General features: G+C 60.8%; 23 protein-coding genes and 1 pseudogene. 7 read left to right on the forward strand and 17 right to left on the reverse strand.

What is annotated here, in order from left to right; genetic code table 11:
- Positions 1-9 precede the first annotated feature (9 nt).
- The 8 genes from G518_RS38620 to G518_RS0118095 all read right to left on the reverse strand — a co-directional run bounded on the left by G518_RS38620 (position 10) and on the right by G518_RS0118095 (position 4,604).
- Positions 10-948 (reverse strand): hypothetical protein, encoded by a 939-nt coding sequence (locus G518_RS38620; RefSeq protein ID WP_156909451.1) that lies wholly within the window; start codon positions 946-948, stop codon positions 10-12.
- A 105-nt stretch (positions 949-1,053) separates the two neighbouring features.
- Positions 1,054-1,275: a hypothetical protein gene (locus tag G518_RS40050; RefSeq protein ID WP_156909452.1), complete on the reverse strand. Its 222-nt coding sequence runs from the start codon at positions 1,273-1,275 to the stop codon at positions 1,054-1,056.
- A 1-nt stretch (position 1,276) separates the two neighbouring features.
- The gene (locus G518_RS38625) at positions 1,277-1,825 is read right to left on the reverse strand and encodes a hypothetical protein (protein WP_051236980.1); all 549 of its coding nucleotides are present in this window, start codon (positions 1,823-1,825) and stop codon (positions 1,277-1,279) included.
- A 395-nt stretch (positions 1,826-2,220) separates the two neighbouring features.
- The gene (locus G518_RS0118075) at positions 2,221-2,478 is read right to left on the reverse strand and encodes a hypothetical protein (RefSeq protein ID WP_028603756.1); all 258 of its coding nucleotides are present in this window, start codon (positions 2,476-2,478) and stop codon (positions 2,221-2,223) included.
- 58 nt (positions 2,479-2,536) lie between these two features.
- Positions 2,537-2,836, reverse strand: coding sequence for a DUF5983 family protein (locus G518_RS0118080; RefSeq protein WP_028603757.1), 300 nt, complete (start codon positions 2,834-2,836; stop codon positions 2,537-2,539).
- A gap of 107 nt (positions 2,837-2,943) precedes the next feature.
- Positions 2,944-3,246, reverse strand: coding sequence for a hypothetical protein (locus G518_RS0118085; RefSeq protein WP_156909453.1), 303 nt, complete (start codon positions 3,244-3,246; stop codon positions 2,944-2,946).
- Positions 3,173-3,613 (reverse strand): hypothetical protein, encoded by a 441-nt coding sequence (locus G518_RS0118090; protein ID WP_028603759.1) that lies wholly within the window; start codon positions 3,611-3,613, stop codon positions 3,173-3,175. Before G518_RS0118090 ends, G518_RS0118085 begins: the two co-directional genes overlap by 74 nt.
- 49 nt (positions 3,614-3,662) lie before the next feature.
- The gene (locus G518_RS0118095; RefSeq protein WP_028603760.1) at positions 3,663-4,604 is read right to left on the reverse strand and encodes an SOS response-associated peptidase family protein; all 942 of its coding nucleotides are present in this window, start codon (positions 4,602-4,604) and stop codon (positions 3,663-3,665) included.
- Positions 4,605-4,641: 37 nt separating this feature from the next.
- On the opposite strand from G518_RS0118095, the gene G518_RS0118100 reads away from it, so the two are divergent.
- A complete protein-coding gene (locus tag G518_RS0118100; RefSeq protein ID WP_036595172.1) occupies positions 4,642-5,064 on the forward strand; it encodes a LexA family protein in 423 nt (140 codons plus the stop codon).
- A gap of 1 nt (position 5,065) precedes the next feature.
- Positions 5,066-6,364, forward strand: coding sequence for a Y-family DNA polymerase (locus G518_RS0118105; protein ID WP_028603762.1), 1,299 nt, complete (start codon positions 5,066-5,068; stop codon positions 6,362-6,364).
- A 55-nt stretch (positions 6,365-6,419) separates the two neighbouring features.
- Here the strand turns inward: G518_RS0118105 and G518_RS0118110 are convergent, their stop codons facing one another.
- The 7 genes from G518_RS0118110 to G518_RS0118140 form a co-directional block, all read right to left on the reverse strand.
- Positions 6,420-7,025: a hypothetical protein gene (locus G518_RS0118110; RefSeq protein WP_028603763.1), complete on the reverse strand. Its 606-nt coding sequence runs from the start codon at positions 7,023-7,025 to the stop codon at positions 6,420-6,422.
- Between the two features lie 81 nt (positions 7,026-7,106).
- On the reverse strand, positions 7,107-7,265 hold the full coding sequence (locus tag G518_RS40055) for a hypothetical protein (protein WP_156909454.1): 159 nt from the start codon (positions 7,263-7,265) through the stop codon (positions 7,107-7,109).
- Positions 7,266-7,346: 81 nt separating this feature from the next.
- A complete protein-coding gene (locus G518_RS0118120; protein WP_147914698.1) occupies positions 7,347-7,580 on the reverse strand; it encodes a hypothetical protein in 234 nt (77 codons plus the stop codon).
- Between the two features lie 34 nt (positions 7,581-7,614).
- On the reverse strand, positions 7,615-8,028 hold the full coding sequence (locus G518_RS0118125) for a type II toxin-antitoxin system VapC family toxin (protein ID WP_245598014.1): 414 nt from the start codon (positions 8,026-8,028) through the stop codon (positions 7,615-7,617).
- Entirely contained in the window at positions 8,025-8,357 is a 333-nt protein-coding gene (locus tag G518_RS35750) for an antitoxin (protein ID WP_051236982.1), read from the reverse strand. Before G518_RS35750 ends, G518_RS0118125 begins: the two co-directional genes overlap by 4 nt.
- 140 nt (positions 8,358-8,497) lie before the next feature.
- A complete protein-coding gene (locus tag G518_RS0118135; protein WP_028603766.1) occupies positions 8,498-8,800 on the reverse strand; it encodes a helix-turn-helix domain-containing protein in 303 nt (100 codons plus the stop codon).
- A complete protein-coding gene (locus G518_RS0118140) occupies positions 8,784-9,167 on the reverse strand; it encodes a type II toxin-antitoxin system RelE/ParE family toxin (RefSeq protein WP_028603767.1) in 384 nt (127 codons plus the stop codon). The genes G518_RS0118135 and G518_RS0118140 overlap by 17 nt, the downstream gene beginning before the upstream one ends.
- A 487-nt stretch (positions 9,168-9,654) precedes the next feature.
- Here G518_RS0118140 and G518_RS0118145 point away from each other — a divergent pair, with 487 nt between their 5' ends.
- The 3 genes from G518_RS0118145 (at position 9,655) to G518_RS35760 (ending at position 12,435) form a co-directional block, all read left to right on the forward strand.
- Positions 9,655-10,143 (forward strand): DUF6876 family protein, encoded by a 489-nt coding sequence (locus tag G518_RS0118145; RefSeq protein ID WP_028603768.1) that lies wholly within the window; start codon positions 9,655-9,657, stop codon positions 10,141-10,143.
- Positions 10,144-10,259: 116 nt separating this feature from the next.
- Positions 10,260-12,176, forward strand: a complete 1,917-nt coding sequence (locus G518_RS35755; RefSeq protein WP_245598018.1) for a phage integrase family protein — start codon at positions 10,260-10,262, stop codon at positions 12,174-12,176.
- Entirely contained in the window at positions 12,169-12,435 is a 267-nt protein-coding gene (locus G518_RS35760; RefSeq protein WP_051236986.1) for a WGR domain-containing protein, read from the forward strand. Before G518_RS35755 ends, G518_RS35760 begins: the two co-directional genes overlap by 8 nt.
- Positions 12,436-12,514: 79 nt before the next feature.
- Here the strand turns inward: G518_RS35760 and G518_RS38630 are convergent, their stop codons facing one another.
- Positions 12,515-13,549: a ParB/RepB/Spo0J family partition protein gene (locus G518_RS38630; protein WP_051236988.1), complete on the reverse strand. Its 1,035-nt coding sequence runs from the start codon at positions 13,547-13,549 to the stop codon at positions 12,515-12,517.
- Positions 13,550-13,559: 10 nt separating this feature from the next.
- Positions 13,560-14,765 (reverse strand): AAA family ATPase, encoded by a 1,206-nt coding sequence (locus G518_RS0118165; protein WP_036595175.1) that lies wholly within the window; start codon positions 14,763-14,765, stop codon positions 13,560-13,562.
- A gap of 495 nt (positions 14,766-15,260) precedes the next feature.
- Between G518_RS0118165 and G518_RS0118175 the strand changes: the two genes are divergently transcribed.
- Together G518_RS0118175 and G518_RS35770 are read left to right on the forward strand one after the other, a co-directional pair.
- On the forward strand, positions 15,261-16,637 hold the full coding sequence (locus G518_RS0118175) for a replication initiation protein (RefSeq protein ID WP_028603770.1): 1,377 nt from the start codon (positions 15,261-15,263) through the stop codon (positions 16,635-16,637).
- 334 nt (positions 16,638-16,971) lie between these two features.
- A pseudogene (locus tag G518_RS35770) lies at positions 16,972-17,876 on the forward strand (WYL domain-containing protein).
- The last annotated feature ends 8 nt before the right edge of the window (positions 17,877-17,884 follow it).

The following is a 17,884-nucleotide window of genomic DNA, read 5'->3' on the forward strand; positions in this document are numbered from 1 at the left end:
CTGGACCCTTCACCGAGACGTTGAATTGCCGAAGAAGCTGGTCCAAACATGGGTGCCGCGGCTGGCCAACCTGCCCTGCTCGGTCAGCAGAAGGGGATTGGTCCCGGTCAACCAGAGGTCGCTGGAGGGAGAGCCGTCGCTCGATGGGCGTGTGCTGACCATGTAGCTGTCGGCGATCAGCGCATCGATCGCCTCTTTCATTCTCGCGGCCGAGGGCACGTCGCCGGAGGTGCGGTCGCAAATGTCGGCGGTCTTGGCCATCGCCTCGGTCAAGCTGATGCCTGGCTGGTACCAGATCTCGCCGGCGAGGATGCCTGCTTCAATGCCGCCCACCATGCAGGCCTTGGCCTCGATGAAGTCAGGCACCGGGCTGGCTTCAAACCCCATCACCGGCGGCTTGTACCAGCGCAACCAGAACTCGTACATGAAGCGCAGGCGGATCACGTCGCCGCGGACCGTGGTGCCGCCGCCGATCACCTCGATGGCGTCTTGGAACGTCAGGCGGTCGTCGTCGGCCGCGTCGTAGAAGAAGTGCATGGCCGAGTGGCGCGCATCGACATCGTCGTGCTGCAGCAGGTTGTACGCGTGCCCGTAGACCAACAGGAATGCGTCGCGCTCGGGACCTTCGTCGAACAGCTCATAGGCGCGCGGGCCCGCCTTCGGTGCCTTGGCGGTCGGTGCCCTCACCTCTCCCGCTTTTGGTTTTCCTCTTTTTTTAGTTGGTTGCTCAGTGACGGGAAGAGCAGATCTTTGGGCGTTAGCAAAGCGCGAAACAATATCAAGTGACTCATCAAGAGTGTCTTTATGCACCAGACCAGGGAAAAGACCAGCATCCTGGAGAACTCTTTCACTGCTGGCCCAAGGATCGTCCCAATCGTCGACCGCAACAGCGGGATTGCCAGCACCAGAAATATCGCCCCCACCACCAGAATCAATGCGAGTGTCCATTTTTCAGAGTCCATTGGTTTCTGCCGTTGTAATTGCAAACATTGTAGCGTTGCACGCTTTTTGGGCAAAAAAAAGAGAGCCATCCGAAGATGGCTCTCTGTTGGTTCAGCTACTTGCCGGCGATGCGGTCTCGGGCGAGGTGGGCACTGGAATCCAGTTGGGCCGTCCGCCGTCTTCATCACAGCCGTTGCAGCGCATCGACTTGTCGTAACTGTGGCCGCACGATTCCCAGGCGTTGAGCTCGACGCTCCACGCGACAGGCCCATCGAAGACAACGTCGTCACTGCCGCAGCTGGCGCAAACGGGTTTTTCTCGAACGGTGGTCATGTCAGGCCTCCTCGGCTTCTTGCTCAAGCTCGATCTCGCGCCGGTACTCGCGTAGCGTGCGCCACTGGTCCGGCCTGGCCGTAAAACCCTGGATGAAGGCCTGGTAGCCCGCAGCTGCTTCGTAGGTCGAAAACCTGGCAATCGCCTCGCAAGGCTTGTCCTGCTCCTGGCGCTCCACGTCGAAGGTGTCTTTGCCCGACTTGATGTAAAGGATGGGCACGCGGTAGTTTCTGCAGCGCCACAGCTCATGGCCGGACAGCGCGTGGACGATGCGCACGATGCAATGATCCAGGATCGGGGCGCCGCCGGGTGACGAGATCAGCACATCGTCATCGCGCAGCGGCTCCAGCAGCAGCGGGACACGGATGCTTCCGGTACTCCGCCCGACGTAGCCGCAGACATCGTTTTCTTCGCCCCAGTCCCTGCCATTCTGATCGCCGTAGAACAGGCGGAGCACGGTGCCTTGGACCCTCGCTTGCTCCAGGATCTTGCGAACACGCAAAGGGGTATCCCGATGAAAGGTGGTCTCAAGTTTGGTGGTGTTGTGCATGTGTGCACTCCTCTTGAAGGGCCATTGCTGGCCCGGTTGAACATGAGAGGAGATCGCACAAAAGGGAAAAGCCACCAATGCTTGCGCACTGGTGGCTTGGGCAATCAAGGCGTGAGGAACTGACCGGCCCTGCAGCGATCCGGCTCGAAGGCCTTCGGGTGGTACTCCCAGGACGCCGAAACCTGCGGGCGAAAAAAACCGCCGGCGTGATGCAGGCGGTTTGGGGTTCGTGGACTTCTGGCCGTGCGCAGACTACTATCCAAGGATGGAAAGCAGAGCACGACCAGCGCTGACGGTCATTCGAGGTGGAAGGACCGACTTCTTGTCATCAATAGAGCTGACGCGGCTTCTCGAAGAAGTCGATGTCACAGAGGCATTGGAGTACTTCCGCAGCCTCAAGCGGCAGCGTAGCCGACCGGCCAATTCTCCGCTAGCAGTGCTTCACGCAACGACGCCGGCAGGCGATTGATCATGACCGGGTCGCTGACACAGGTGAGCGCGATTCGGACCACTGAGCACACTTGGCCAGGCGCGATCAACTCGCGCAGGTTGGCGAACTCCTGGTATTCCTGATCTGTTGCATTGCACAGCCAGCGTTCGAACATCGCATGAAAGCGTGAGCGCTGATTCGGATTCAATTTATCGAAAGCCATGGGGGTCACTCCATGTGGGTTGAACATCGCTGGAAATAGCGGCGTTGAGAAAGTGCGACTACCAGTCGTAGAGGTACAAGCCATCGATCTCGTCGCCTGCCGAGTCGAAACGAAGCCAGTTTTCACCTGGGTAGGCGGACTGGAACCACTCCACGATCGGGTCCATCCATTCAGGCCATACGACGCTTTGTGGCTTTTCGGTCCCGATGAACACGAACCCGCCATGCTCATACTTGGCGACCATGTTCAACTTCGACAGCTCGTCGAAGTCTTCTGCGGACGGCGCATGCGCCGTGGAGATCACGGGCACCAACAGCTGGAATTTGACGCGCTGGGCGGTCTTGGGTTTTTTGGCCATAGCGGCTCCTTGGGAAGGACTTGCGTCCTGGTTGAACATCCCTGGAGATCGCGGCCATGAAAAAAGCCACCGCCCGCGGATGCAGGGGTGGCTTGGGGTTCGGGGGATCACTGCGAGAGCAGTTGGTCGATCGAGCACAGGTGCAGGTTCTTTTCCCCAGGCTCATAGCTCAAGACGGCACTCACTGCGGTGATAGAAGGCGCCAAGCCGCCGCCTGGATGCTCCACGACGCACCGCACCTGTGCGATGCCACGCTCGTCCTTGTGGACATCAAACATGCGTTTCTGCACCCCTTCCCTGAGCACGAGTTCGCGCTTGTAAGGAATCAGCCAGCCATCACCTCGCACCAGGGAGTAGCTGACGAAGGCGTTGCCGTCCACCTCTGTGGCCAGCCAAAGCTCCTGCAGCATGGCGGGAACCTCTGGTGCTGCGGTGGGCGCGGCAGCCCTTGTTCAGGTCAGTGAGCATGGACAGTAGCGAAAGACATAGCGTGCGCAGCTGCTGCGCGTCGGACGTTGCTTGCGGAGCCGTTGCAGCCTCCGCGCCTTCGTCCATGACGGGGATGTCGAAGTGCTTGGCCAGATCCGCGAATCGCGCCGGCACGGTCGGTGTGTATTGAGGGTCCGTGGCGAGGTTGTCGCCGTCCACAACGCACACATCGGCATGAGGGTCGGCTATGAAGTCGGCGACACCGCCGATGACGTACACGAATACGCGGGGTTGATCTCTCAGGGACATGGCTTCTCCTGTTTCGATGCTGGGCATCGTGTTGAACATGAGAGAGATGTCCAGAGGAAGGAAAAGCCACCGTGGGTGGCTCTGGGGGTCAGGCTGCTAGCTTGTGGGCGTAGTACGCCGGCGCCTTGTCATCGAGCAAGGCGTCCAGCTCCTCCAGGCTGCGGCCCTGGGGTGTCAGCCAGGCCTGGACGTTCTCGGGTCTCAGCTGGACGATGCAGCGATCGTGGCCAGCTGCTGCAACCTCGGGGGGAGGCTCGTCGGTGATTGCGGCGAACGACCAGAGGTCGTCTTCATCTGAACCAGCCGGCGGCATCCAATGGGAGTACAGGCACGCTACGAGCATGTCTTGTGCTGGCTCTGGCTGGAACTCAAGCACCACGTTGCTGCCATCGCGCGAGACGTTCTCGTAGAAACGGGTCACGATCATGACGCCATGGGTCGCACCAAACTGCTGATTCCAAAATCCCCGCAAGTTGTCACGCCGGGCGTTGTACGTTCCTGGAAAACGAGTGTCGTAATTGACCGGCTTGCCGGCCGGCCGACACTGGTAGCGCATGGGCCTGACGATGGGCTCACCGTTTTCGAACATGAGCACCGGCGCCCACCAGCCCGGAAAAATTCTGCTGTCCCCGGCGCTCAGATCCTCGCGTTGGAGGCGCTTGAGCTTGGCCAGCGCCTGCTCAATTTTGGTGGTCGCAATCCGTTCATCGTCGGCGGCCTTTTTGGTCGGCTTGTTCTGCAATGAGCGCTGTGCGTCAGCCAGGCGCTGCCGCTGCTTGAACAGATCTTGCTCAGTCTCGACCTTCTGCGCCGCATCGAACTCCTCGATCAGCGCACGGATCTCGGCCAGGTCTTGAGCGTGCGACTTTGCGAACTGCGCGTCCATGGCCTTTGGCGTTCGCAGCACGGGCTTGGGCTTGTTCTTGCGGCGCAAGTACAGCTCGAAAAAGTCCTTGATGGACAGGCGTGACTTCGGAAACAGGTTTTGGAACGCCTTGAATTCCGCACGCACAGCAGCAGAAAAACACATCACATCCCCTTTGTGCCGGGCGTAAACTACTGTGATTATGCACAGTGTTACACCCATAGCAGACAAGCCTTGCATCTTGACATTGGTGCCGGCCAGCGTTCACGCGGGCTTTCCGTCGCCGGCCGAAGACCATGTGGGCAAGCCTCTGGATCTCAATGACTTGCTGGTCACCCATCCACAGGCCACGTTTATGCTCAGTGTCGCGGGTGACTCCATGGTCGAAGAAGGCATTGACGATCGGGACATCATCGTGGTCAACCGGGCGATCAAGCCACGTCATGGCCACATCGTTGTCGCCATTCTCGATGGCGAGTTTGCGGTCAAGAAACTGTACCAACGCGCGGGCCGCGTCAAGCTGCTCGCAGGCAATCCGACCTACCCACCCATCATCCCCGGTGATGGCCAATCGCTGGTGGTATGGGGTGTTGTCACCAGCAGCATCACGCGCTTTGCGATCTAGCATGTATGCGCTTCTCGACGCGAACAATTTTTACGCCTCCTGCGAGGCTGCGCTGCGGCCGTCCCTGATTGGGCGGCCCGTGTGCGTGCTCAGCAACAACGATGGTTGCGTTATCGCAAGGTCAGAAGCCTCAAAAGCCATGGGCGTGAAGATGGGACAGCCGTACTTTGAAGTGCGGCATCTCGAAGCTGAGGGCCTGGTGTTTCTGAGTCCGAACTTCACGCTGTATGGATCCATGTCCGATCGCGTCATGAGTTTGGCGGCCGCGCTGGGGCCCAGCATGGAGCGCTACAGCATCGACGAAGCCTTCGTCTCCCTGCACGGTGTGCGCGGTGATCAGACCAAGAGAGCGCGAGCCATTCGAGCCAGAATTTTGCAATGGACGGGCATTGCTTGCGGCGTTGGAATCGCTCAAACGAAGACTTTGAGCAAATTCGCAAACCACGTAGCGAAACAGGCCGATCGCAAGCCTGGGAGCTACCCCCGCGAACACGCTCAGGTGTGCAACCTGGGCGTCCTGTCGCGTGCAGACGTTGAGGAGTTGCTTGCTGCGACCGAGGTGGCTGAGGTGTGGGGTGTCGGCCGTCGCATCGGCGAGCAGCTGCGCGCCGACGGCGTGATGACGGCGCTGGATCTGGCTCGACTTGACCCAGCGATCGTGCGCAGGCGCTGGTCGGTCGTGCTGGAGCGCACGGTTCGTGAGCTCCAAGGCGAATCTTGCATCGAGCTGGAAGATGCGCCACCCGCCAAGCGCGAGATCGCCGTGACGCGCTCGTTTGGCCATCCCGTGACCGACGTTGAACCCTTGGTAGAAGCGGTCAGCACGTTTGCATCTCGGGCAGCTGAAAAGCTGCGCAAGCAGTCCAGCGTCGCCGGCCTGGTGCATGTGTTTGCTCACACTTCCCCTTTCCGACCAGGTCCTCGCTGGGCCCGATCGCTGTCGGTGCCGCTACGCCGGCCGACAGCAGACACAGCCGAAATCACTGAGGCCGCTGTGATGGGTTTGCGCCTCATGTTTGAGCCCGGCTACATGCTGGCCAAGGCCGGGGTGATGCTGTGCGACTTGTCCAGCGAATTACATCAGCAGTGCGAGCTGGACCTGGAAGTGGAAGCACCTGTTCGTGATCGCAGCAAACTCATGAAGGCCATGGATCAGCTCAACACGCGGTACGGCCGGGGCACACTGCAGGTTGCTGCGATGGGTCAACAGAACCAGCTGCAGGCTTGGCAGATGCGCCAGGAGCGGAGGACACCGCACTACACGACAGACTGGCGGCAGATCCCGATCGCGCGGGCCTAGAGCGCTTCGCCAAAAGAAAAACCCCGGCAGCAAAAAGCTGCGCGGGGTTGGTTGTTCAGTGGTCGTCGACCGGCGGTTCAATCGTGTCGGTGCGGTACTCGGCCAAGAGCTCAACGGCTTCATCACCATGCGCGGCCAGCACATGGACCGAGCCTGTCGTTGCGGTTTCCCAAAGGGCCAACAGATCGTCCACTTCGATGACTTCACTTTCGATGTAGTAACTCTCGTGCTTGCGCATGTCAGATGCCCAAAAGGAGCCCGAAGAGGCGATCACCAAGGCACCACCTTGCAAGCGGTACTCGTCCGTTTCAGGACCCCACCAGGCACCGAACGAAATTGAGGCTTCTGCGAGTGCCAGGGACTGAATCGCCTCTCGAACGGATTTGATTTTTTCGATCAGATCCACATCGACATCGAACGAGCAATAGGGCGGCGGATCGCTTAAATCCAACGTCGCATGCGCCGGGGTGAGCACGGTGAACTTGTGCTCCTTCCACTCTGGGTTGAACTCCGACCGCCCGCAGTTTCGGCACAAACAGCTTTCGTTGTAGATCTCCGAACCTGCACGCCACTCGCCTGCTGCTCCGTCGAACTCCAGCGAGCCATCGGCCACCAATTGGTTGCTGCCGCAATGCGGGCAGACTGGTCTTTCCTTTTTCATGGTCACTCCTGATCCATGGTTGAACATGGTCAGAGATAGTGGCCAGCGAAAACCGCTTCTCGACGGCGCGAAATGGCCGCTTCAGGCTCGCGGATGCCTTAGCGGATTGGCGTACATCCCGTCGCCAATTGGGTCATCGCCCCAGTTGATGAACGCGTCAAGATTGGCTGCGAGAGGGTGGCCAGCGACGGCATCCCTGCAATTGAGCGGCGCATACAGCTGCTCACCTGAACGCCGCATGAAGTGGTGATTCAAACTGTGCGCCAGTACATCCGCAAAAGCACGGCAATTTGGCGTCTTGGATGCCCATAGCCAGCTCGTTCAGTTTTCCGGTTGCCTGGTGTTGCTCCATACAGCCTTCATGTGCTCCATCCACTCAGGGCCGACGCGACCCACGGCGTACACGATCGAATCGCCTGGACACAGTTCGCGCATACGGCCACTGGCCAGGGCGACATACAGCCGTTCGCCTGTCGAGAGCACGCCAACGCGTTCGTAGTTGCCATCCCATGCTTCACGCGCAATCTCGTCCAGTCTCAAGAGTTCGTTGCTCATCGTCGTTCCAATCGTTGGTTTGGGTCTGGCCGCCTCATGCTTGCGCGGCATACCAGTTCTCAATTCGCAGGCCCGCCACGCGGCTGAACTCACGCACGTTTGCCGTCACCAGCGTGAGGTTCAGCGACAGCGCGTGCGCCGCGATCAGGCCGTCGTAGGCGCCGATCATTTGGCCATCGCGCGCCAGGTAGGCGCGCAAGTGGCCGAGCTCGCTCGCTGCTGTGCGGTCCCAGGGCTTCACAACCGCCACCTCCAGGAATGCATGAACCAGCTCCGCCAGGCGCGCGGCAGCGGGCTTCTTAGCCAGGCCGTAGAGGTGTTCGGCCGCGGTGACGGCCGAGATGCACCAGCTTCCCGTCGGCAAGTCGATGAGCCTGTCATTGATGACCGGGTCGCCGCGCAGTGCGGCACTGGTGACGTTGGTGTCGAGCATATAGAGCAGGCTCACCGAGTGCCCTCACCTTCTGCTGTGCCAGGTCCCTCTGTCCAGGCCTCGAACGGATCGCGAGGGACTTCGGTGGGTTGATCGCGTTCGATTAGGAAGTCGTCCAGCGCTTCGGCGCGCAGCTCGTCGCGCATGCTCTCGCGCAGCGCGAAGAAGCTCGCCCAGCTTTTTCGCACGACCGGCGAGAGGACCACATCGCCGCTGCGCGGGTCGCGGTGGATCAGCACTTCCGAGCCTTCAAAGCGGAACTCGGCCGGCAGGCGCACTGCCTGGCTTCCGCCGGTGACAAACAGGCGCGCGGTTTTGGTGGGCGGATGGGGGCGAGTGCTCATGAGGCGCTTCCTGTGCCCACGGGTGGGCATCGTAGGCAGAGGTGTGAAGTATCTACGTTCGTAGATACATTGACAAGATGAGCGCGAAAAAAAGCCACCCGAAGGTGGCTGTGGATCAAATCAAAGCATGCCAGCACCCATTAGAGGATGGCCTGCAGGCCTTTGTCGGCAATGATATTCAGCAGCTTGAGTGCTGGACCCGTTGGATGGGTTTCGCCTTGCTCCCACTTACGCACCGTCGATGCGGTTGTATGCAGGTGCAGGGCAAAGACCGGCTGGCTGAACTTCAAGTCCTCTCGAAGGCGCTTGATGTCTGCGGCATCCAATTCCCGCACCGGCGGCGGGCAGATAGCATCGAACTCGCGCATCGTCACCTTGTCAATCGCGCCAATCTCCACGAGTGCGGCCAGGTCGCCACGCAGTGACTCAATGATCTTGCTCACAATGCACCTCCGCTAAAAAACCCGACTCCAAGGCCTTCGACAAGCCCTCGCGGGTCAACTCCAGAAACGCCTTACCGGCAAATTGCAGCGCTTTCCTCTCCTCCTGCGTGATGTTCGCCTTGTCGCTTTTGGGGAACCCATGCAGGAACACGTATCGATCGCCCATCCTGGCCGACAGCAGCGTGCGATAGCCACCGCTTTTGCCACCACCTGACCGAGCTACACGCTTTTTGTAGAGAAAGCCTCCCAAGTCGGCGTCGATCAGGCCCATCGCCATTTCCTTGACCGCCTTGCATAGCGCGGCATCCGGCAATTTCTCACCTGCCTGCCAACGCGCAAAGTCCTTTCGCTTGAAAACGCTCGTCATTTCGAATTTGAAGTATACCCGTAACGGGCATACTTCGTCTTATCTAGTGGGTTATCCATGGAATTTCCTTTGGGCAGTGCCCTGGTTGAACATGACCAGAGATGCCGCGAAGAGGAAAAAGCCACCCGAAGGTAGATGGTCAGTGCACTGAGACAGGGAGTTGTTGAACCAGGAAAAATTTCAACGCCAGCGCACTGCGAGGGGCGCGCTCTGCGCAGTCATTCGCACGACATCTGAGAAAGTTTGCACGACTTCTGAGAAAAATAGCCACAAAAGTAGATACATCTCTGAAAACTGAACTCGCACACCCTAACCCCTTGTCAGATTTCGGCTTTTTGAGGCCTCGGGAAAACTCCACCGATTTGTCATCAAAAAACAGCACGGATGATAAGCTAAGTTATCAACCGGCAGAAAAGAGCTTGACGGGCGGGTCTGGGCTGATGGATGATGGCCTGGCGGGCGCAAAGCGCTCGCAGGGAGACCCACCATGCACACCACCGAAGACCTCGCCGCCCTCCTCTCGCAGCACACCCACAGCGAGCAGATCTACCACCACCCCGACGTGGCCAGCTTTTGCTACACCGAAGGCGCCAAGGCGTTCTTCCAGCACGCCGGCGCCGGCGCGGCCTGGCTGCGCGATCTGCTGGCCACCCACGCGAGCGTGCGGCGCGGCGTCATGGCAGCGCCCTACCCTTGCAAGGTCCTGATGATCGTGACGGACTCACGCAGCCGCGCCGACGCCCGCCAGAGCCTGGGCAGTGGCCAGCGCTCGGCACTCATCACCGTCAGCGAGGAGCTGGAGTGGGACTACATGTGCGATGACGAGCACGCCGGCCTGGGCGTGCCCGAGTCGGTGTTTTTCGGCGCGGAGATCGATGACACGGACTGCCCGGTGGGCGCCTGGGTGTTCTACTTGGCCGCACGGACAGACGGCCGCAAGGGCATGATCCTCGCGCTGCCCAGCGAAGTCGCCTAAATCCCGTTTCGCGCGCGCGAAACGGGATCTTGGGCCGCGGCGGCGGCCATTCACAAGCGCTTCGGCGCTTTTCTTTCGGGAAGTGAGCCATGGCGGAGAGGCGAAAGTTGCAGCTGGTGCGCAGCAGCGGCCGCAAGCTGCACGCAGGCCACTTCGCGTTCATGCGAGCGCTGGTCGAGGGCCTGGACCTGGACAAGTCCTGGGACCGTTACCTGGCGACCGAGGGCAGCGCCACCGACAAGCGGGTCAAGCGCAGCACGATCGCCTGGATCCGCAGCGAGTTTGCGGCCGCGGCCAAGCGAGAAAACAAGCCTGGCACCGCCCGGCTGGTGCTGCTGAACCTGGGCGGACCGACCGAGGACGCACCTGCTCCCGCCTCAAAGCCGACTGCCAAGGCGCCGCCCACACTGGAGGAGTTCGTCCAGGCCATTGGCATGGAGGATTTCAGCGAGGCCGAGCAAATTGAGCGCTACGTCGAGGAATACGGCAAGGCCTCGCAGGAGGACCCCAAAGAGCGGACCCGGCTGCAGCGACGCGCCAGGCTGATCAAGCGGCAGCTGCTGGCCCTGGACTGGCTGGAGCAGTCTGTCAGTCAGCTGCCTGCCGGCGGCGACAGCGTGGAGGCCTGGTTTGCACCCTCCCTGGCCGGCCACCTCAAGAAGGCCGGCCTGCACACCCTCTTCCTGCTGGCCGAACGCATCAACGGCGTGGGCTGGCGATGGTGGACGGTCGCGCCAGGTATAGGCGAGCTCAAGGGAGCGCGCATCACCGAGTGGATGAAGCTGCACGCAGATTCCACGTACCTGCCCATCGGCGAGCACGCGCTGATTCGCAGATCTGAGGCCGATCCTGGGCAGCTGGCTCTGGTGGTCAGACCCGCCACCGACCTGGTCCCCCTGGAAAAGTTCAAGGTCCCAGCCGAGCTGGACGGCAGTCAAGGCGCATTCCGGGCGGAGCGCAGCCTGCTGTCGGCCAGCAACGACTATGAGGCGATCACGGCCTGGCTGGCCACGAAGCAGGAACAACCGAACACGCAGCGCGCCTACCGGCGCGAAGCCGAGCGCCTGCTGCTGTGGACCGTGCTGGAGCGCGGCAAGGCCATGTCCTCGCTCACGACCGAAGACGCCATGGCCTTCATGGCGTTCTTGAAGGAGCCGCCTGCTCGCTGGTGCGCGCCGCGCCACCTGCAGCGCTGGTCGCCGCTGTGGCGGCCGCTCGAAGGCCCGCTGAAGGCCCCTGCGCGGCAACAGGCACAGCGGATCCTGAGTGGCCTGTTCAACTTCCTCATGAAGCAGAGCTACATGATCGGCAACCCCTTCTCGGGGGTGACACCGCCCAAGGTTCCGGTGCGGCCGCTGGGCTCTGGCCGGACCCTGACCCGCGATCAGTGGGCCGCACTGGAAGCCGTGGCGGCCGAGGATAAAAGCCTGCTGGGCCGCCGGCGCGCGCGGGCGCTGCACTGGCTCTACGCGACCGGACTTCGCACCGCGGAGCTGTGCGCGGCCAAGTGTGGCGACCTGGAGGCCGTCGACTACATCGACGCCACCGGCGCCCAGCGCGTCGGCTGGATCCTGAACGTGATCGGCAAGGGTACGAAGCACCGCGGCGTGGTCGTGCCCTCCTCCCTGGTCGACGAGTTCCAGCGAGATCTCGCCGACCACGGCAAAGGCACCGTCACCGATGAGGCCAACAAGGGCCTGGCGATCCTGGCCGACCTGGACAAAGACGACCAGGGCAACAAGGAAGGCTGGACGCCGTCCGGGCTCTACAAGGCGATGAAGCGGGTGATGCAGAGCGCAGCGGCCACCATGGACGGCCCCAACGCCGAACGCTTGATGGCGGCCAGCACCCACTGGCTGCGCCACAGCCACGCCTCGCACGGCCTCAACAGCGGCGCCGTCTCGATGATGGTCGCCCGCCAGAACATGGGCCACGCGTCCCTCAACACCCTCAGCAAGTACCTGACCACAGAGCGCGACGTGGCCATCCGAGAGATTGAGAAATTCGCCGGCGGGAAGAAACCCCATGAATGACTTCGCACCGTCGATCGGACCGAATCACGCCCCTCTGCGCTGGGAGAACGTGAGCAAGGCGCGCTACTACGAAGTGAGGGTATGCCGAGACCTGTTCGGCGATGCCGTCGTGCTCTGCCACTGGGGCGGGATCGGGAGCAAGTTGGGCGGATCGCAAGAGAAGGTCGTGCCGGATCAAGCAGTGGCCACCGTGCTGGCCGAGATTTCCCGCCGGCGTCTTCAGCGCGGGTACGCCCCTTGCCTAGCTACCTCGCATTGATGGGTGCGCCTGGTGTCGCACCGTGCGACACCAGGTCGAATTTTGGGGTGTCGCACGGTGCGACACCTCAACAAAAGGGCTATTCGGCCTCTTGTTTTTCGGGTCTGCCCAAAATGAGGAATGCCTCAATGGCGCGTTTCAGAGCCTTCACCTGCGTGGGCGGTACAGCTTCAGCTGAGAAGGAAACGGTCGCCTTGCCTTTTGCATCGAAGCGAATGACAGCAGCCGATTTGCCGCGCACAGAAATGCTAATGGGCTCTTGTGGGACAGCTGACGTTGTAGGTTCGTCGACACCCAGAAGCATGTCCATGACGGTCTTCGATGTGCGATCCGGGCCCAAGGCTTGAGCCAACACCGCGCGCTTCAGAAGAGTCTTCTGATCGGCCTCATTGAGGTCCGTCAGCGGCTTGGCCCAACGGAACTGAACATCCAGAGGAGATGCAAAAGCGTCGATGACGGGTTGGGGCAATCGCGCCAGAGATAGAGCCTTGCTGACTACGCTGTGATGAGCATCGACGTGCTCAGCCAGCTTGCGCGCGGAGGGAAAAAGCCCGGAGTCAAGGGCATTGAGGTACATCTTGCCCTGCTCCCATGGACTCAAATCTTGGCGATTACGGTTCTCACGATCCATCTCTGCGAACAGAGATTGGTCATCGATCGATTCGATCACCGCCAAGAGTGGCAAGCCCAATTCCAGGCAGGCACGGTGACGGCGATGGCCAAACACGAGTTCGAACTCGCCGTCGGTGCCAGGACTAGGACGAACCTTGGCCGGTTGGATGTTTCCGCCGGCGACTCGAATCTCCTCTTTGAAGGCGTTGAACTCGGCGGTTCTGAATGAATCCGGGTGACGGTTTGCCCAGCGCGACGGTTTGACCAGGGTTGGGTCCAGCTTGCGAGCTGGGGTCGCGCCTTCCCAGGTCTCCAGCTCGGTGCGCAATTGATCGTTCTCGCGCTGGACGGTCGACTCTTTCGCCAGATGCGCCATGAGGGCGCCAGGCCCAGTTTTTGGTGAGGCCGGGGGAGCAGCGACCACGGCCGCCGCGCCAACAGCTGGCCGGGTCGAGACGGCCGCTAGAGCTCGGTCTTTGAGAGACAGTTTTTTGTTCGTCACGGCTTGCTCCTCAGGCGTCGGCCATCATCGAGCGCACGACTTGTGCGCTGTGGGCCCACACACCGCCTATCTGCATTTCGACGTGGTCGACCAATTGGTCGTAGGCATCGCGAGCGCGCTTGAGGGTCTTGGCTTGCACCGTCGAAGAGTCGAGGTCATAGACCGTCCCAAATTCAGCGCTCGCACTGGCGGCAACGGAGGTTTTCGGGATCTCGATAGAGAGGACCTTGGACCCATAGGCTGACACGATCCATTCACGAACAGCTGTACTCACCACGTCCGCGCGATCCACGCGCGACAGGACAACGTCCACGAACGAGAAATTCTTGGCGTCACCACGCGATTCGAACAAGCTATTGCAGACCTCGGTGAACAGGCTCCAAAACTGGCCAGAACTGGCGAAGTCCAACGCGTTGGGTGGCAAGGGCATGATCACGCCATCAGCCGCAATCAGCGAGTTGATGGTGATGTACGAAAGGGCCGGAGGCGTGTCGATGATGATTACGTCGTACTCGTCGCGAACCTCGGTAAGCCCTTCGTCAAGCACGCGCCAAAACGCAAAATTCTTCTCTGTCTTTTGGCGGCTCGGCAGGATGAATTCGGCGTTGAAGAGCAGGGGGGCCGCTGCGACCAGGTCGATTCCGTCCCAGTAGGTTTTCTGGATGGCGGACTTGATGGACGTAGCATCCCCCGAGCACAGCGGAAGGATGGTTTGCTCCTCTGACACCTCGGTGTCCGGCAACACGCCATGCAGCGTCGTGAAGGAGCCCTGAGGGTCCGTGTCGATGGCCAACACTTTGTGGCCGCGAAGGGAGAGGCCTTGTGCGAGCGCTGCCGCCGTCGTGGTCTTGCTGACCCCTCCCTTGAAGTTCGCGACGGTGATAGTCGCGCCTGGCGATAGAGTGGGGTCTCGCAGCCTGTCCGCTTTGACCGTTCGCACGCATTGCCTCGTTTCGGCCAAAGTCCACGCGCGGCGATTGCCGCTGCCTTGTGTGCCACCCGGTAAGCCACCCTTTTTGACTAGGTAGTGAAGGCGGCTCTTGTCGATCCCGCAGAGTTCGGCCAGCTGCGCGCTGTTGAACGTCGGCGGGCGCTTCCGCGCTTCGGGAGCTAGCATTGCTGAGCGGACTTGGCTGATCACATCCAAGGCGTTCGCGCTCACAACCTTCAGCTCGTTGAAGCCGATCTCCGGGACTAAGGGTGGAATGTTCGTCATTTCTACATTCTAGAGCGGAAAAGACGAAAAACGAAGAATTCAGCTTCGCTGGTCGAATTGTCGGGGTGTTTTCGGCCTTTCATGGTGAGTCGGCCCCGTCTACAGGAAGGCTAAAAGAGAGTCTTCAATACCTTTAAGTCTGTGGATAACGGCCCTAAGTTGCTGGAAATAAAGGATATTTTTAAGACGAGTGTCCGGGCTTTCCATGCAAGTGTCCGGGATTTCCGTTCGGATGTCCGCGACCTCCGTTTGTTCGTCCGGGATCTCCATTTGCCCTCGTGAGCAGGCCGGAGCAGGATCGCAGCCCTAGATTTACCCAAAAACGGCGCCAGGCGGAGTGGTTTGGTGCGGAGCTGGTGTTGCCGCCGCGCTTGAGCGACCCGAAGTGTCCGCGATTTCCGTTCGCGTCCCGGCAGTAGATCAACGAACTGTCCGCCTTTTCCATCGTGTGTTCGGCCCGGTCGGTGTATGATGCGTCCAGAAAAGGAGACAAGGGTGGACACTTCCCAGCCTGACAGATTGGCCGCGCAGGTTCTTGCGAAGCCCAACGAGCTGTTGGTGATGATCCCGACGGCGGGCCGGCTGAGCCCGTTGTCCCGCAAGCTGTTCAATGAGCTGCTTTTTGAGGGTGGCCGGCAGTTCCAAGCCAGATTGGAGCGGGGCGCGCCCATGTTGGCGGAGGAGACGTTCGAAGCGCGACTCGCCTCATTGACGGCGAACCTACCGGGGGCGGCGTCGACGTGGACCACGGCGGCGAAGAATCACTTCCACGAAATGATGTCGACCTTGGTCGAGTGGGAGTCGGTCGACAAAAACGCGCAAACGGAAGAGTGGGGTGAGATGCCACTGTTGAGCGTGTCCAAGATCATCAAGCGAGGGAATGATCTGTTCGTGCAATGGGCGTTTCCGCCCGAGGTTTTGGTGGCGCTCAAGGACCCTGCGTTCTACACGAAGCTGAACCTTCAGTACGTGGGCCAGCTTCGCACGTATGCGGCCATCAGCCTCTATGAGATCTGTTCGCGGTACCGAACCAACCCGTCAGGGGTCACCTGCGTTCAGCCTCCGGACTGGTGGGTGGAGGCATTGAGCGGGCGCAGTGTGCGAGTAGTGACGGGGCGCAAGCTGAAGGATGCGCCCCCGCAGCCCAAGCGCGAGTGGCGGAAGGTCAAGAGTGAGTCGGTGTTGGACGCGATCGAAGAGATCAACGCCAAGACGGATCTGACAATTCAGTTGATCGAGAAGCGAACGGGAAGGGCGGTGACCGCCGTCCAGTTTGGCGTTCAACGCAAGCGCATGCCGGAGGATCAGAAAGCCAGTTTGCCGGCTGACATTGTCCAGAAGGGTGTAGCCGTCGGTGTGCCGCTGCGGGATCTGGCAGCGCTCGCAAAGAGCGTTCGTGGCGGCATTGAAACTGTCCGGGCCGCGTTGACCCGAATGGAGCAAAGACTCGGGCGAGACGATCTTGTGCCGATTGAGAATCGCTCCGCCTATTTGCGAAGCATGGTCACTGAGCTTGAGGGCTACGTTGACCACGGCGCTGCGCAACTGACGTCCCACACACCGTTGCCAGCTCCAGCAGCTGGTCCGAAAGGGCAACCCCCGCAAGTTGCCCAGGACGTAGAGGAGACGCCGCTATCGGTGGCCCGCAGAACTGTCGACGGCCTGCCAAGGGAGGCAAAGGTCGAGTTGGCCCGTAAGGCGTTTGAGAGCATGCGAGCGAAAGGACTGGCCACGGCGTCGATTGCCCATTCGTTCGCACGCTTCATAGATGGTGGAAGTCTCGGAGGTTTCTTGCTGGCGGAAATGGCTCAGATCTACGCATCAGATGCGGCGCGAAACGCCGACAGCGAGGAGGGCGCTCAAGATGAATGATCGAGTGACGTGCGAGGCGGTGATGGCCGCTTTCGTGGACACAGACCAGCTCGGCAACCGTCTCGGCAATCCTGGTTGCGACGACCGCCATCGTGTCTTCTGATGTATCGAGTCCGCTTCTCGACGCCAGCATGGGGCTTAAATCTCGACCGGGAGTGAACCACAGGATGCCAGCTCAATCACGGACTGGCCAGCTGCGGGGTGCGCTTGCGTTTTTGACCGCCTGTTTGTCACGCACAATGTCATCAACTTGATTATGTAAATCGACCGTCAATGGATAAACATAAAACCAATCGCAGTCTTTCGGTCGTCCGTCTTAAATGAGGAGGCTTCGGTGACTCGGCCCCAAGCTGTCGAGAGCCGGAGCTACGTCCAGCGCGAGAGGCTGGCCTACATCGACTTCCGGCTCTACTTCTTCGATGAGATCGGTCGACCAAACCTGGTAGACCGTTTCGGTGTGGCTCCGGCGGGGGCGACACGCTACTTGGCGCTTTACCGGAAAATCGCGTCACAGAGCATCACATTTGATGGTCGCAACAATATCTACCGCATTGAGAAGGCGTTTTCCCCGCTGTTCGAGCACGCATCGCAGCGCGTGCCGTCGGCGTTGGCTCTGGGCTTCGGCGATGGCGTGAACGATGCAACGCAGCCGCTGCTGCCGTGCGAGTCTCCCACCGCCCTGAGCAGCCCGAAGATGGATGTGCTGGCCTCGGTCTGCCGGGCGATCTACGCCAAGCGGCCAGTCGCCATCCGCTACCACACGATGAGCAGCGGTGAGTCCGAGCGAGTCATCGTGCCCTTCGCGTTGGTGGACACCGGACTGCGCTGGCACGTCCGGGCCTTTGACCGCAAGAGCGGCGAGATCCGGGACTTTGTCGTCACGCGCATCGAAGCGCCGCCCCTTCTTGATGAGGAGCCGCAGGCCAACGACGTCCGGACAACGACATCCAGCGGACGCGCATCGTCGAGCTGGACTTCGTGCCGCACCCGCGCCTTGAATGCCTCGAGGTCATCAAGAGGGACTACGGGATGGCCGACGGCTCGATCCGGATGCGCGTGCGCGCAGCGGTGGCTGGCTACATGCTGCTGCGCTGGAGCGTGGACTAATCGCCCGACCACCGGCTCAAAGACGAACAGTACCGTCTCTGGCTAAGCGATCCGCTGGCCTTGTACGGAGTAGAGAACGCCAAGCTCGCGCCGGGGTATCAAGCCCCGGCCGCGAAAGCACCACGTAAATAGGAAGAGGC

The sequence above is a fragment of the Ottowia thiooxydans DSM 14619 genome, from assembly GCF_000422885.1.
Taxonomy (GTDB): domain Bacteria; phylum Pseudomonadota; class Gammaproteobacteria; order Burkholderiales; family Burkholderiaceae_C; genus Ottowia; species Ottowia thiooxydans.